The organism is Citrobacter sp. CK189, assembly GCF_030333505.1.
Lineage (GTDB): Bacteria > Pseudomonadota > Gammaproteobacteria > Enterobacterales > Enterobacteriaceae > Citrobacter_B > Citrobacter_B koseri.
The window spans coordinates 162,922-176,394 of the sequence record NZ_JAOWFV010000037.1; the positions used below are offsets into that span (position 1 = coordinate 162,922).

A 13,473-nucleotide genomic window follows, 5' to 3' on the forward strand; every position below is an offset into this window, starting at 1 on the left:
GGATTGGGCATGGCGACTGGTGATGACCGGTTTTTGTTTTGCCCTGTTCGGCATCGGCGGGCTGTTGCTTTCTGTCGTGTGGTTCAACTTATTGTTACTATTGGTATGGAACCCCGTCAGACGCCGCCGCCTGGCCCGTCGCAGCATTGCGGCCAGTTTTCGCGCCTTTTTAACGGTAGCGAAAACGCTTGGCGTTCTGGACTACCGCATCGAGGGGAGCGACGTGCTGCGACAGGAGAAAGGGTGTCTGGTGGTGGCGAACCATCCCACGCTTATCGATTACGTGCTGCTGGCTTCCGTCATGCCCGAAACCGACTGCCTGGTGAAGAGCGCACTGCTGAAAAACCCGTTCGTCAGCGGCGTTATTCGCGCTGCGGATTACCTGATCAACAGCCAGGCCGACGCGCTGTTACCAGCCTGCCAGCAGCGTCTGGATCAGGGCGACACAATATTGATTTTCCCCGAAGGGACGCGAACGCGACCCGGTGAAAAAATGACGCTGCAACGCGGCGCGGCCAATATCGCCGTGCGCTGCGGCAGCGATTTACGCGTAGTGACTATCCACTGTAGCGAGCATCTGCTGGATAAGCAGAGCAAATGGTATGACGTGCCTCCCGCGAAACCTCTGTTTACCGTAGAGGTGCGCGAGCGGATCGCGATCGACCCGTTTAACGATGCAAATTTACAAGAACCGGCGCTGGCGGCAAGGCAGTTGAACCGGCATCTTTTGCTTCAATTACAACCAGGTACTACACCTCTTTCAGGAATTAATGATGCAAGCGCTCTACCTTGAAATTAAAAATCTCATAATAAATACGCTGAATCTGGACGAGCTGTCCGCTGACGATATCGATACCGAGGCGGCGCTCTTTGGTGATGGTTTAGGACTGGATTCGATCGATGCCCTTGAGCTGGGGCTGGCGGTGAAAAACCAGTATGGCGTGGTGCTCTCCGCAGAGAGCGAAGAGATGCGTCAGCACTTCTTTTCCGTCGCCACGCTGGCATCTTTCATTCACGCTCAACGTGCCTGAGGCGAGTCCGTTATGACAGAACAACATGCCATTTATGAAGAAGTCTCCGCGCTGCTGGTCAAACTGTTTGAAATCGACCCTCAGGACATCAAACCTGAGGCGCGCCTGTATGAAGATCTGGAGCTGGACAGCATCGACGCCGTTGACATGATCGTGCATCTGCAAAAGAAAACCGGTAAGAAAATCAAGCCGGAAGAGTTCAAAGCGGTGCGTACCGTGCAGGATGTCGTCGACGCCGTAGAACGCCTGCTGAAAGAAGCGTAATACGCCATGTCAGGCGCTCACGCGCGTATGGGTATTCAGTTGCTGACCGGCCTGATGCTGCTGGCCTGGCCATTTTTGATCTGGTTTGGGCTGACGCATAACAGCCTCCACTGGCTGCTGCCGCTGATGGCGTTGCTGCTCTTTTTACGCTTTCGTCAGACCCGGCGACAGGCGGGGCCGCTGCGCGTCGTCACTCAGGTGGCGGCGGTGGCGGGCATAGCGCTTTGCGTCGCCAGCTATCTGCTTAAAACACATCAACTGCTGCTGTTTTACCCGGTTGTTGTTAACGGCGCCATGCTTGCCGTTTTTGGCGGCTCGCTGTGGACATCCATGCCGATTGTCGAACGTCTGGCGCGACTGCGTGAACCTGCGCTGCCGGAAGCCGCAGTGCGCTACACCCGTCGCGTAACACAAATCTGGTGCGCCTTTTTCATCGGCAACGGCGGTATTGCGCTCTTTACCGCGCTACACGGCGACATGGCGCTATGGACCGCCTGGAACGGCATGATTGCCTATCTGCTGATGGGCGTGTTGATGGCGGGCGAGTGGCTGGTGCGCCGCCAGGTGATTAAACGAGAAACACAATGAAGCAGACCCTTCCGCTCTCCCGCTGGCTCACCGCGCCACGCCCGGATGAAACGCCTGTTGCCTGGCTGGGTGAGGACACCTGGACGCTGGGCCACCTGCGCCATGACGTCGCGCAGTTGGTGAAACACCTGCAACAGCAGGAGGGCGAGCGCTGGGCGCTGTGTTTTGAGAACAGCTATCTGTTTATTGTTGCGCTGCTGGCAACGCTGCATAGCGGAAAAACGCCCGTTATTCCGGGGCATAACCGCGTCTCTCTGCTGGATGAGCAGCGCGCGCTGTTCAACGGCGTGCTCAGCGATAAGACGTCTGGCTGGCACGGCCCGCTACTGGTGGTCAATACATCACGACAGTTCAGCACAGAAGCCTTCACATTCGACGATATTGCCGCCGATGCCTTCGTTGAATTGTTTACCTCTGGCTCCACCGGTCAGCCCAAGCGCATCATCAAACCCATCGCGCGGCTGGATTGCGAGGCCGAACTGCTGGCGATGCGTTTTGCCGACCGCCTGGCAGGCTGTCGCGTCGTGGCGTCAGTCGTTCCTCAGCATCTGTACGGTCTGACTTTCCGTATTTTCCTGCCGATGGCGCTCGGCCTGCCGCTTCATGCCGCAATGCTCTACTACGCAGAGCAGCTTGCCGCGCTAAGCCACGACCACCGCTATGCGTTTATCAGCAGTCCGGCGTTCCTGAAACGCCTCGACCACCGGCTCACGCCGCCGCCGGTCAACATGATCCTTTCCGCAGGCGGTATGCTGCCCTGGGGCGATGTCACGCAAACCGCCGCCTGGCTCAATATCTGGCCGGATGAAATCTATGGCAGCACCGAAACCGGCATTCTCGCCTGGCGCTACCGCCAGCAGGAGGAGATCGCCTGGCTCCCCTTCCCCGGCGTACATTTCCAGCCGGAGGGCGAAGCATTTCGCGCCTTTTCGCCGCTGATCGTGCAGCAGGACGGCCTGTTGCTCGACGATATCCTCCAGTTTGATGAGAACGGCCAGTTCCGCCTGATGGGACGCCGGGGGCGCGTCGTCAAAATTGAAGAGAAACGGATCTCGCTCAGCGAAGTTGAACAGCGGCTGCTGGAGCTGAAGGGCATCCGCGAGGCGGTCGCGCTGCCTGTTTCACGCGGCGGTCGTCAGGGCATTGGCGTTCTGCTGGTGCTGGATGACGAAACCCGCCAACAATGGCAGCGCTGCGGCGGCAAAGCCCAGGAGCTGACCTGGCGTCGCTCGCTGCTGCCGTGGCTGGAGCCGGTTGCCGTACCTCGCTACTGGCGCGTGATCGACGAGATCCCGGTCAACAGTATGAACAAGCGTGTCTATGCGCAATTACAGGAGTTATTTCATGATACCCCATGAAATTGAGCGCCATCAGGCACAACCCCAACAGCTTGAGATCGTCCTGCATCTCGACCCTTCCCTGTTCTGGTTCAGCGGCCACTTTACCGTGCAGCCGCTGCTGCCCGGCGTCGCGCAACTGGACTGGGTGATGCATTACGCCACCACGCTGCTCACGCCCGGCTGGCGTTTTCACAGCATCCAGAACGTCAAATTCCAGGCGCCGCTGCTGCCTGAAACCACGGTGACGCTGACCCTGAGCTGGCAGGAAACGCGCCAGCTCCTGACGTTTAGCTATCAGCGCCACGATGGCGACGCGCGGCATACCGCCAGTAGCGGGAAGATCCGGTTATGCCGTTGACCTTCACTCCCTGCGTGCTCATCCCCTGCTACAACCACGGCGCGATGATGGCGCGGGTGCTGGCGCGGCTACAGCCGTTTAATCTGCCCTGCATTGTGGTGGATGACGGCAGTGACGAAACAACACGTCGGCAATTAGCACAGCTGGCGGCTCAGGAACCGAACCTAACGCTGATCCGCCTGCCGGAAAACGCGGGCAAAGGCGCTGCGGTGATTCGTGGGCTACAGGCGGCCTCAGACGCGGGATTTACCCACGCGGTGCAGGTGGACGCCGACGGCCAGCATGCCATTGAAGATATTCCGAAGCTGCTCGAACTGGCGCAGGAAAACCCAGCCGCGCTGATCTCCGGGCAGCCGATCTATGACGATTCCATTCCCCGTTCGCGCCTGTACGGTCGCTGGATAACCCACGTCTGGGTATGGATTGAAACGCTTTCGTTCCAGCTGAAAGACAGCATGTGCGGGTTTCGCGTGTATCCGGTCGCCCCTGTGCTGCAACTGGCGCAGCGCGCCACGCTCGGCAAACGGATGGACTTCGACACCGAAGTCATGGTGCGCCTCTACTGGCAGGGCAACACCAGCTATTTTGTCCCGACCCGCGTTACCTATCCGCTGGACGGGCTGTCCCATTTTGACGCGCTAAAAGACAACTGCCGAATTTCACTGATGCACACCCGCTTGTTCTTCGGCATGCTGCCGCGCATCCCGTCTTTGCTGTTTCGCCGCTCGTCGCCGCACTGGGCGCGCCAGCAGGAAGTTAAAGGGCTGTGGGGAATGCGTCTGATGCTGCTGGTCTGGCGTCTGCTTGGGCGTAAGGCGTTCTCGCTGCTGCTTTATCCGGTGGTCGGCGTCTACTGGCTGACGGCAGCGCACGCCCGCAACGCGTCGCAACACTGGCTGGCCCGCGTGCGAACGCAACTGACGTCACGCCAGCGCCCCGTTCCGTCCCGGCTGACCAGCTTCCACCACTTTCTGCGTTTTGGCGAGGCGATGCTGGATAAAATCGCCAGCTGGCGCGGGGAGCTACAGTTTGGCCGCGATGTGGTCTTTGCGCCGGGCGCAGAAGAGACGCTCAACATCACGGCGCCAACGGGCAAACTGTTGCTGGCCTCGCATCTGGGCGATGTCGAAGCCTGCCGCGCGCTGGCGCAATTGCAGGGCAGCAAAACCATCAACGCTCTGATGTTCAGCGACAATGCCCAACGTTTTAAACAGATTATGGACGAGATGGCGCCGCAGGCCGGGCTGAACCTGATGCCCGTCACCGACATCGGCCCGGACACCGCCATCCTGCTGAAAGAGAAGCTGGAACGCGGCGAGTGGATCGCCATTGTTGGCGACCGTATTGCGGTTAACCCACAGCGTGGCGGCGAGTGGCGCGTCTGCTGGAGCCGTTTTATGGGCCAGCCCGCGCCGTTTCCGCAGGGGCCATTTATTCTGGCCTCCATCCTGCGCTGCCCGGTTCAACTTATTTTCGCTCTGCGCCAGAACGGGAAACGGCATATCCACTGTGAACCGTTCGCCGACCCGCTACTGTTGCCGCGCGCCGAACGCCAGCAGGCATTACAGCAGGCCATCGACCGCTACGCCGAACGCCTTGAGCACTACGCGCTACAGTCGCCGCTCGACTGGTTTAATTTTTTCGATTTCTGGCAACTGCCGGATGCCAAAAACAAGGAGTAAAGGGTGCTTAACGATCCCCGTTTTACTGCTGAAGTAGAGCTGACCATTCCGTTCCACGACGTCGATATGATGGGCGTCGCGTGGCACGGCAACTATTTCCGCTACTTCGAGATTGCCCGTGAGGCGCTGCTCAACCAGTTCGACTACGGCTACCGCCAGATGAAAGCGTCCGGCTACCTGTGGCCCGTGGTCGATACCCGCGTGAAGTACCGCAACGCGCTGACATTCGAACAACGCATTCGGGTGCGCGCCCGTCTTGAGGAGTACGAAAACCGCCTGCGCATCGGCTACGAAATTTTTGATGCGCAGACGGGAAAACGCGCCACGACGGGTTACACCATCCAGGTGGCGGTAGAAGAGAAAAGCCGCGAGATGTGCTTCGTCAGCCCGGATATTTTGTTTGAACGTATGGGAGTAACGCCATGAGATTCCTGCCGCTGCTGGCGCTGATCATCAGCCCGTTCGTGAGCGCTCTGACGCTCGACGATCTGCAACAGCGCTTTACCGAACAGCCGGTTGTCCGCGCCCACTTCGATCAAACCCGGACGATTAAGGATCTGCCGCAGCCGCTGCGATCCCAGGGCAGGATGCTGATCGCTCGCGACCAGGGGCTGCTGTGGGATCAAACCGCCCCGTTCCCGATGCAGTTGCTGCTGGACGACAAACGGATGGTACAGGTGATCAACGGCCAGCCGCCGCAGGTCATCACCGCCGAAAACAACCCGCAGATGTTCCAGTTTAATCACCTGCTGCGCGCGCTGTTCCAGGCTGACCGCAGCGTGCTGGAGCAGAACTTCCGCGTCGATTTCGCCGATAAAGGCGAGGGGCGCTGGGCGCTGCGGCTAACGCCGATCACCACGCCGCTGGACAAGATTTTCGCCACGATTGACCTGGCCGGACAAACGTATCTGGAGTCAATCCAACTGAATGATAAACAAGGCGATCGCACGGATATCGCACTCACTCAACACCAACTGACGCCCGCTCAACTGACCGATGACGAACGCCAACGTTTTACCGCGCAATAACCGTAAAAGCCTCGCGCTGCTATGGGGTGTCGCCTGCCTGATTATGTTGGGCGCATTGCTGACGCTGCTGCCCCAGTCACGGCTGAACAGCAGCGTGCTGGCAATGCTGCCAAAACAGGCTTTAGGGAACATTCCGCCTGGCCTGAACGACGGTTTCATGCAGCGCCTCGACCAACAGCTGGTCTGGCTGGTAAGCCCGGGTAAACAGGCCGATCCGCAGGTGGCGCGCGACTGGCTCGCGCTGTTGCAAAAATCCCACGCGCTGGCGGACGTCAAAGGCCCGATGGACGCCGACAGCCAGCAGGCATGGGGCGCCTTTTTCTGGCAGCATCGCAACGGCCTGATCGATGAGGCCACCCGTGCTCGTCTGCAAAACGGCGGCGACGCGCAGGCGCAGTGGATTCTGTCTCAGCTGTATTCCGCCTTCTCCGGGGTGAGCGGTAAAGAGCTGCAAAACGATCCGCTGATGCTGATGCGCGGTTCGCAGCTGGCGATGGCGAAAAACGGCCAGCGTCTGCGGCTGATGGACGGCTGGCTGGTCACTCAGGATGAGCAGGGGCACTACTGGTATCTGCTGCACGGCGAGCTGGCCGGTTCGTCGTTTGATATGCAGCAAACGCACCAGCTCGTCACCACGCTCAGCGCGCTGGAAGGTGAACTAAAAACACGTTATCCGCAGGCGCAGCTGCTGTCGCGCGGTACGGTTTTTTACAGTGATTACGCCAGCCAGCAGGCGAAACAGGATATCTCCACCCTTGGCGTGGCGACGGTTCTGGGCGTGATTCTGCTGATCGTGGCGGTCTTTCGCTCGCTGCGCCCGCTGCTGCTGTGCCTGATATCAATTGGCGTCGGCGCGCTGGCCGGAACCGTCGTCACCCTGTTGATTTTTGGCGAGCTGCACCTGATGACGCTGGTGATGAGCATGAGCATCATCGGTATTTCAGCCGACTATACGCTTTATTACCTGACCGAGCGCATGGTGCACGGCAACGACGCGTCGCCGTGGCAGAGCCTCGCCAAAGTGCGTAACGCCCTGCTGCTGGCGCTGCTGACCACCGTCGCGGCGTATCTGATCATGATGCTCGCTCCTTTCCCCGGCATTCGCCAGATGGCGGTATTTGCCGCCGTGGGATTAAGCGCCTCCTGCCTGACGGTCATTTTCTGGCATCCGTGGCTGTGTCGCGGGCTGCCTGTGCGCCCCGTTCCGGCAATGGTGCTGATGTTGCGCTGGCTGGCGGCGTGGCGGCGCAATAAAAAACTGTCCATCGGCCTGCCTGTGGCGCTGGCGATCTTCTCGCTGGCGGGCATCGCAACACTGCATGTGGATGACGATATTTCACAGCTACAGGCGCTGCCGCAGCAGATTCTTGCGCAGGAAAAAGCAATCACCGCCCTGACCGGGCAGAGCGTCGATCAGAAATGGTTTGTGGTTTACGGTCAGTCCGCACAGCAAACGCTGGAGCGGCTGGAAGCCTTTACCCCAGCGCTGGAACAGGCAAAGCGCGACGGGCTGCTCGGCGGCTATCGCACGCTTCCGATCAACTCGCTCGCCCGTCAGCAGCAGGATCTGAAGCTACTGAAAAACGCTGCTCCGGCGGTGAGCCGCGCGCTACAGAATGCCGGGCTTTCCACGGTTAACCCGGATCTGAACGCCATGCCGGTAACGGTGGACGCCTGGCTTGCCAGCCCGGCCAGCGAAGGCTGGCGGCTGCTGTGGCTGACGCGGGAAAATGGCGAAAGCGGCGTGCTGGTGCCGGTAGACGGCGTGAAGCGGAGCGCCGCGCTGAACGCCCTCGCCACGCAATATTCCGGCGTGGCGTGGGTTGACCGAAAAAGCACCTTCGACGCACTGTTCGCCCTCTATCGCAATGTGCTGACGGGACTGCTGTTTGTGGCGCTGGCGGTCATTGCCTGCGGCGCGATGATCAGGCTTGGCTGGCGCAAAGGGCTGGTAAGCCTGGTGCCGTCAGTGCTGTCGCTGGGCTGCGGTCTGGCAGCGCTGACATTGAGCGGCCATGCGGTCAATCTGTTCTCGCTATTGGCGCTGGTGCTGGTGCTGGGGATTGGCATCAACTATACGCTGTTTTTCAGCAACCCACGCGGAACGCCGCTGACCTCACTACTGGCGATTACGCTGGCGATGATGACCACGCTGCTGACCCTCGGCATGCTGGTCTTTAGCGCCACCCAGGCCATCAGCAGTTTCGGTATCGTACTGGTCAGCGGGATTTTCACCGCATTTCTGTTATCGCCTCTGGCAATGCCCGGTAAAAAAGAGAAAAAAAGAAGATGATCAAACAAACAGCGCGCTGGTTGAGACACCTTTTGCCGGATGACGGCTTTGCCTTATCCGGCCTACGCCAGCGCACAAACCGCAGGCCGGATAAGCGTAGTGCCATCCGGCAGTTTTTGCTGATGACCGCAGCGCTCATTCTGACCGGATGCAGCCACTCGCAGAAAGCGCCGGAAGGCCGCCCGCAGGCGTGGCTGGAACCCGGCGCGCGCGTCACGCTGCCTGCGCCGGGCATCTCTCCGGCGGTCAGTTCGCAACAACTGCTCACCGGCAGCTTTAACGGCAAAACCCAGTCGCTGCTGGTGATGCTCAATGCCGACGAGCAAAAAATCACCCTTGCCGGACTGTCGTCGGTTGGCATCCGCCTGTTCCTTGTCACCTATGATGAGAAAGGGCTGCACACCGAGCAGTCCATCGTGGTGCCGCAGCTGCCGCCCGCCAGCCAGGTTCTGGCCGACGTAATGCTCAGCCACTGGCCGATTAGCGCCTGGCAGCCGCAGTTGCCGACGGGCTGGACGCTCACCGACAACGGCGACAAACGCGAGCTGCGCAATGCCAGCGGTAAGCTGGTGACGGAAATTATCTATCTGAACCGCAAAGGCAAACGCGAGCCAATCAGCATTGAGCAGCATGTGTTCAAATACCACATCACCATTCAATATCTGGGTGACTGATATGATCTATATTTCTGCGATCGGTATGATCAACGCGCTGGGCAACGATACGGATGAGATCGCCACGAACCTGACGCGCGGCGTGGCGCCTGGCATGCGCCCTCGCCCCGGCTGGCTACAGGGGCATCCACAGGCGGTGCTCGCCGGTGTTGACGGCGAACTGCCCGCCATCCCCGATGACTTTGCCGCTCACCGTTCGCGCAACAATCAGCTGCTGCTGGCCGCGCTCGCGCAGATCCAGCCCCGGGTGGATGAAGCCATCGCGCAGTATGGCCGCGATCGCGTCGCCGTGGTGCTCGGCACCAGCACCTCCGGCCTCGACGAGGGTGATGCCCATGTCAACCTGACGCTAAACGGCCAGGAAAGCCTCTCCTGGCAGTACCCGCAGCAGGAGCTGGGCGATCCGTCGCGCTTTCTCAGCCACTGGCTGGCGCTTGATGGCCCGGCGTTCACCCTTTCCACCGCCTGTTCCTCCAGCGCCAGAGCGATCATCAGCGGACGCCGACTGATCGAAGCCGGTCTGGCAGACGTGGCGATTGTCGGCGGCGCGGACACCTTAAGCCGGATGCCGATTAACGGCTTCCACAGCCTGGAGTCGCTCTCTCCAACGCGATGCCTGCCGTTCGGCCGGGATCGCAGCGGCATTACCATCGGTGAAGGGGCCGCGCTGATGCTGCTGACCCGCGAACCGCAGCCTGTCGCGCTGCTGGGCGTCGGCGAGTCCAGCGACGCGTACCATATTTCCGCGCCGCATCCGCAAGGTGAAGGCGCGATTCGCGCGATTACCCAGGCGCTCGATGACGCAGGCATCACGCCGACGCAGGTGGGTTATATCAACCTGCACGGCACCGCCACGCCGCTCAACGACCAGATCGAATCGAAAGTCGTGAGTGAACTGTTTGGCGAGAATGTGCCCTGTAGCTCCACCAAACATCTGACCGGGCACACGCTGGGCGCTGCGGGAATCACCGAAGCCGCCCTCAGCATGTTGATTCTGCAACGCGGCTTGCCGCTGCCGCCGCAGGATTTCAGCGATTCGCCGCGTGACCCGGCGTTGCCGCGCTGCGGCATCATCGAACAACCGCGCGCGCTTGAACGCCCGGTGATCTTATCTAACTCGTTCGCCTTTGGCGGCAACAACGCCAGCATTCTGCTCGGGAGGGTTTCATGAGTCGCTATTTATCACCCGGCGAGTATCTGCCACATGACGCCCCCATGTTGCTGCTCGAAGACGTCGAGTGCGTCACGGACGAGTCCGCCGCCTGCCGCGTCACCGTGGCGCCAGGCGGCGTGCTGGCCCCGTTTCTTGACCCGCAGGGCAATCTGCCCGGCTGGTTCGCGCTGGAACTGATGGCGCAAACCGTCGGCGTCTGGTCAGGCTGGCATCGTCATCAACAGGGTCAGAGCGCCATCTCTTTGGGCATGGTGCTCGGCGCGCGTGAACTCGTCTGCGCCGCAGGCGCCCTCCCCGCCGGGGAAACGCTGACCATCAGGGCCACATTACTCATGCAGGATGAGCGTTTCGGCAGCTTTGAATGCACAATCGACGTGGGGGATGACACGCTGGCGACAGGCCGCGTAAATACGTTCCAGCCCACGCAGGAAGAACTCACCACGCTATTTCAACAGGGAGCTGCAACATGAGTCGTTCCGTTCTGGTTACCGGGGCCAGCAAAGGCATCGGTCGCGCCATCGCCCGTCAACTGGCGGCTGACGGCTTTGTTGTCGGGGTTCACTATCACCGTGACGCACAGGGCGCGCAAGAAACGCTGGATGCCATTCTCGCCGTCGGCGGCGCAGGCCGTCTGCTCAGTTTTGACGTCGCCAGTCGCGAGCAGTGCCGCGAGGTGCTGGAGCAGGATATCGACGCGCATGGCCCGTGGTATGGCGTAGTCAGCAACGCCGGGATCACCCGCGACGCTGCCTTTCCGGCGCTGAGCGACGACGACTGGGATGCCGTGATCCACACCAATCTCGACAGCTTTTACAATGTGATTCAGCCGTGCATCATGCCGATGATTAGCGCACGTCAGGGTGGACGGATCATTACCCTGTCATCCGTTTCCGGCGTGATGGGCAACCGTGGTCAGGTTAACTACAGCGCCGCAAAAGCGGGCATTATCGGTGCGACAAAAGCGCTGGCGATTGAGCTGGCAAAACGTAAAATCACCGTCAACTGCATCGCGCCGGGGCTGATTGACACCGGCATGATCGCAATGGAAGAGGCCGCGCTGAAAGAGGCGATGTCCATCATCCCAATGAAACGTATGGGCCAGGCAGATGAAGTGGCAGGGCTGGCCAGTTATTTAATGTCGGATATTGCGGGTTACGTTACCCGCCAGGTCATATCCATCAATGGAGGGATGTTATGACGCGTCGCGTTGTGATTACAGGCATGGGCGGCGTCACCGCGTTTGGCGAGAACTGGCAGGACGTTTCCACCAGACTGAAAGCTTACGAAAACGCCGTGCGCCAGATGCCGGAATGGCAGGTTTATGACGGACTGCATACGCTGCTCGGCGCGCCAGTCGATGATTTCACCCTACCGGCACACTATACCCGCAAGCGTATTCGGGCGATGGGCCGCGTGTCGCTCATGTCCACCCGCGCCACCGAACTGGCGCTGGAGCAGGCAGGGCTTATCGACGATGCGGTGCTGACCAACGGCGAAACCGGAATTGCCTATGGTTCTTCTACCGGCAGTACCGGTCCGGTGAGCGAATTCGCCACCATGCTGACGGAGAAACACACCAACAACATCACCGGCACCACTTACGTGCAGATGATGCCGCACACCACCGCCGTCAATACCGGGCTGTTCTTTGGCCTGCGGGGCCGCGTGATCCCGACGTCCAGCGCCTGCACCTCCGGCAGTCAGGCGATTGGTTATGCCTGGGAAGCGATTCGTCACGGCTACCAGACGGTGATGGTCGCCGGCGGCGCAGAAGAGTTATGCCCGTCTGAAGCGGCGGTTTTTGACACGCTGTTTGCCACCAGCCAGCGCAATGACGAACCGAAAACGACGCCTTCGCCGTTCGATGAAAAGCGCGATGGTCTGGTAATTGGCGAAGGCGCAGGGACGCTGATTCTCGAAGAGCTGGAACATGCCAAAGCCCGAGGGGCGACCATTTACGGCGAAATCATCGGCTTTGCCACTAACTGCGACGCCGCGCATATCACCCAGCCACAGCGTGAAACCATGCAGATTTGCATGGAACAATCGCTGAAAATAGCAGGCTTAAGCGCACGGGATATAGGGTACATTTCCGCCCACGGCACGGCGACCGATCGGGGCGATATCGCAGAAAGTCAGGCAACGGCCGCAATTTATAGCGATAATGTGCCGATCTCCTCGCTAAAAAGCTACTTTGGGCATACCCTTGGCGCCTGCGGGGCACTGGAAGCCTGGATGAGTCTGCAAATGATGCGTGAAGGTTGGTTTGCACCTACGCTAAACTTGAGTCAGCCGGATACCCAATGCGGCGCGCTGGATTACATCATGGGTGAAGCCCGCAAGATTGATTGTGAGTTTTTGCAAAGCAACAACTTTGCGTTTGGCGGCATCAATACTTCTATCATTATTAAACGTTGGCCCTGATATGTACCGGATTGTTCTGGGAAAAGTTTCGACACTGAGCACAGGCGCGCTGCCGTCGCCACTGTACGCACAGGCGCCGCAGGGCGCTCGCCGCGCGCGCTGGCTGGCCGGTCGCGTACTGCTTTCCCATGCCCTTTCGCCATTGCCGGAGATTGTGTATGGCGAACAGGGAAAACCTGCTTTTTCTCCTGACACCCGGCTCTGGTTTAACCTGAGTCATAGCGGGGACGATATCGCCCTGCTGCTGAGCGACGAGGGCGAAGTCGGCTGCGACATTGAAGTGATCCGCCCGCGAGATAACTGGCGGTCGCTGGCCAACGCGGTGTTCAGCCTTGGCGAACATGCGGAAGTGGAAGCCGAACATCCCGAACAACAGCTGACGGCGTTCTGGCGCATCTGGACGCGCAAAGAGGCTATCGTAAAACAGCGCGGCGGCAGCGCCTGGCAAATCGTCAGCGTGGACAGCACGCTCAACTCGGCGTTGTCGGTCAGCCAGTGCCAGCTCGATACCCTGAGTCTGGCGGTCTGCACGCCGACACCGTTCACGCTGACCGCTGATTGCGTGCAGCGCCTGGAATCCATCGCGTAAATTTATTGCGGAAAAGGGGCGCACCCGG

16 protein-coding genes are annotated in these 13,473 nt (G+C 60.0%); all 16 read left to right on the plus strand.

Translation table 11 applies throughout. From position 1 onward, the window contains the following. Nucleotides 1–22 precede the first annotated feature (22 nt). The 16 genes from OGV83_RS08595 (at nt 23) to acpT (ending at nt 13,445) form a co-directional block, all read left to right on the plus strand. Nucleotides 23–793, plus strand: a complete 771-nt coding sequence (locus OGV83_RS08595) for a lysophospholipid acyltransferase family protein (protein WP_233603696.1) — start codon at nt 23–25, stop codon at nt 791–793. Beyond that, nucleotides 774–1,031: a phosphopantetheine-binding protein gene (locus OGV83_RS08600; RefSeq protein WP_024131035.1), complete on the plus strand. Its 258-nt coding sequence runs from the start codon at nt 774–776 to the stop codon at nt 1,029–1,031. The genes OGV83_RS08595 and OGV83_RS08600 overlap by 20 nt, the downstream gene beginning before the upstream one ends. Nucleotides 1,032–1,043: 12 nt before the next feature. Next, nucleotides 1,044–1,295 (plus strand): acyl carrier protein, encoded by a 252-nt coding sequence (locus tag OGV83_RS08605; protein ID WP_012135597.1) that lies wholly within the window; start codon nt 1,044–1,046, stop codon nt 1,293–1,295. A 6-nt stretch (nt 1,296–1,301) separates the two neighbouring features. Continuing rightward, nucleotides 1,302–1,883, plus strand: coding sequence for a COG4648 family protein (locus tag OGV83_RS08610; RefSeq protein WP_114848078.1), 582 nt, complete (start codon nt 1,302–1,304; stop codon nt 1,881–1,883). Beyond that, the gene (locus tag OGV83_RS08615) at nt 1,880–3,241 is read left to right on the plus strand and encodes a class I adenylate-forming enzyme family protein (protein ID WP_114848079.1); all 1,362 of its coding nucleotides are present in this window, start codon (nt 1,880–1,882) and stop codon (nt 3,239–3,241) included. Before OGV83_RS08610 ends, OGV83_RS08615 begins: the two co-directional genes overlap by 4 nt. Beyond that, nucleotides 3,228–3,581, plus strand: coding sequence for an ApeI family dehydratase (locus OGV83_RS08620; protein ID WP_049011356.1), 354 nt, complete (start codon nt 3,228–3,230; stop codon nt 3,579–3,581). The genes OGV83_RS08615 and OGV83_RS08620 overlap by 14 nt, the downstream gene beginning before the upstream one ends. Then, complete coding sequence (locus tag OGV83_RS08625; RefSeq protein WP_286463436.1) at nt 3,572–5,263, plus strand: glycosyltransferase family 2 protein; 1,692 nt, start codon at nt 3,572–3,574, stop codon at nt 5,261–5,263. The genes OGV83_RS08620 and OGV83_RS08625 overlap by 10 nt, the downstream gene beginning before the upstream one ends. Before the next feature lie 3 nt (nt 5,264–5,266). Further along, nucleotides 5,267–5,689: an acyl-CoA thioesterase gene (locus OGV83_RS08630; protein WP_012135602.1), complete on the plus strand. Its 423-nt coding sequence runs from the start codon at nt 5,267–5,269 to the stop codon at nt 5,687–5,689. Continuing rightward, the gene (locus OGV83_RS08635) at nt 5,686–6,291 is read left to right on the plus strand and encodes a LolA family protein (protein ID WP_047460500.1); all 606 of its coding nucleotides are present in this window, start codon (nt 5,686–5,688) and stop codon (nt 6,289–6,291) included. Before OGV83_RS08630 ends, OGV83_RS08635 begins: the two co-directional genes overlap by 4 nt. After that, complete coding sequence (locus OGV83_RS08640; RefSeq protein WP_248622791.1) at nt 6,260–8,584, plus strand: MMPL family transporter; 2,325 nt, start codon at nt 6,260–6,262, stop codon at nt 8,582–8,584. Before OGV83_RS08635 ends, OGV83_RS08640 begins: the two co-directional genes overlap by 32 nt. Before the next feature lie 122 nt (nt 8,585–8,706). Beyond that, entirely contained in the window at nt 8,707–9,258 is a 552-nt protein-coding gene (locus tag OGV83_RS08645; RefSeq protein ID WP_096753934.1) for a DUF3261 domain-containing protein, read from the plus strand. Between the two features lies 1 nt (nt 9,259). Further along, complete coding sequence (locus OGV83_RS08650) at nt 9,260–10,429, plus strand: beta-ketoacyl-[acyl-carrier-protein] synthase family protein (protein WP_114848083.1); 1,170 nt, start codon at nt 9,260–9,262, stop codon at nt 10,427–10,429. After that, nucleotides 10,426–10,902: a hotdog family protein gene (locus OGV83_RS08655; protein WP_023285755.1), complete on the plus strand. Its 477-nt coding sequence runs from the start codon at nt 10,426–10,428 to the stop codon at nt 10,900–10,902. The genes OGV83_RS08650 and OGV83_RS08655 overlap by 4 nt, the downstream gene beginning before the upstream one ends. Beyond that, a complete protein-coding gene (locus OGV83_RS08660; RefSeq protein ID WP_012135608.1) occupies nt 10,899–11,630 on the plus strand; it encodes a 3-ketoacyl-ACP reductase FabG2 in 732 nt (243 codons plus the stop codon). Before OGV83_RS08655 ends, OGV83_RS08660 begins: the two co-directional genes overlap by 4 nt. Continuing rightward, the gene (locus OGV83_RS08665; RefSeq protein WP_058668238.1) at nt 11,627–12,856 is read left to right on the plus strand and encodes a beta-ketoacyl-ACP synthase; all 1,230 of its coding nucleotides are present in this window, start codon (nt 11,627–11,629) and stop codon (nt 12,854–12,856) included. The genes OGV83_RS08660 and OGV83_RS08665 overlap by 4 nt, the downstream gene beginning before the upstream one ends. Nucleotide 12,857: 1 nt before the next feature. Then, the gene (gene acpT / locus OGV83_RS08670; protein WP_012135610.1) at nt 12,858–13,445 is read left to right on the plus strand and encodes a 4'-phosphopantetheinyl transferase AcpT; all 588 of its coding nucleotides are present in this window, start codon (nt 12,858–12,860) and stop codon (nt 13,443–13,445) included. Nucleotides 13,446–13,473: the final 28 nt, after the last annotated feature.

What these genes read in the sequence shown, in the direction of transcription:
- OGV83_RS08595 (WP_233603696.1), top strand. Translation starts at nt 23, where the DNA reads ATGACCGGTTTTTGTTTTGCCCTGTTCGGCATCGGCGGGCTGTTGCTT.
- OGV83_RS08600 (WP_024131035.1), top strand. Translation starts at nt 774, where the DNA reads ATGCAAGCGCTCTACCTTGAAATTAAAAATCTCATAATAAATACGCTG.
- OGV83_RS08605 (WP_012135597.1), top strand. Translation starts at nt 1,044, where the DNA reads ATGACAGAACAACATGCCATTTATGAAGAAGTCTCCGCGCTGCTGGTC.
- OGV83_RS08610 (WP_114848078.1), top strand. Translation starts at nt 1,302, where the DNA reads ATGTCAGGCGCTCACGCGCGTATGGGTATTCAGTTGCTGACCGGCCTG.
- OGV83_RS08615 (WP_114848079.1), top strand. Translation starts at nt 1,880, where the DNA reads ATGAAGCAGACCCTTCCGCTCTCCCGCTGGCTCACCGCGCCACGCCCG.
- OGV83_RS08620 (WP_049011356.1), top strand. Translation starts at nt 3,228, where the DNA reads ATGATACCCCATGAAATTGAGCGCCATCAGGCACAACCCCAACAGCTT.
- OGV83_RS08625 (WP_286463436.1), top strand. Translation starts at nt 3,572, where the DNA reads ATGCCGTTGACCTTCACTCCCTGCGTGCTCATCCCCTGCTACAACCAC.
- OGV83_RS08635 (WP_047460500.1), top strand. Translation starts at nt 5,686, where the DNA reads ATGAGATTCCTGCCGCTGCTGGCGCTGATCATCAGCCCGTTCGTGAGC.
- OGV83_RS08640 (WP_248622791.1), top strand. Translation starts at nt 6,260, where the DNA reads ATGACGAACGCCAACGTTTTACCGCGCAATAACCGTAAAAGCCTCGCG.
- OGV83_RS08645 (WP_096753934.1), top strand. Translation starts at nt 8,707, where the DNA reads ATGACCGCAGCGCTCATTCTGACCGGATGCAGCCACTCGCAGAAAGCG.
- OGV83_RS08650 (WP_114848083.1), top strand. Translation starts at nt 9,260, where the DNA reads ATGATCTATATTTCTGCGATCGGTATGATCAACGCGCTGGGCAACGAT.
- OGV83_RS08655 (WP_023285755.1), top strand. Translation starts at nt 10,426, where the DNA reads ATGAGTCGCTATTTATCACCCGGCGAGTATCTGCCACATGACGCCCCC.
- OGV83_RS08660 (WP_012135608.1), top strand. Translation starts at nt 10,899, where the DNA reads ATGAGTCGTTCCGTTCTGGTTACCGGGGCCAGCAAAGGCATCGGTCGC.
- OGV83_RS08665 (WP_058668238.1), top strand. Translation starts at nt 11,627, where the DNA reads ATGACGCGTCGCGTTGTGATTACAGGCATGGGCGGCGTCACCGCGTTT.
- acpT (WP_012135610.1), top strand. Translation starts at nt 12,858, where the DNA reads ATGTACCGGATTGTTCTGGGAAAAGTTTCGACACTGAGCACAGGCGCG.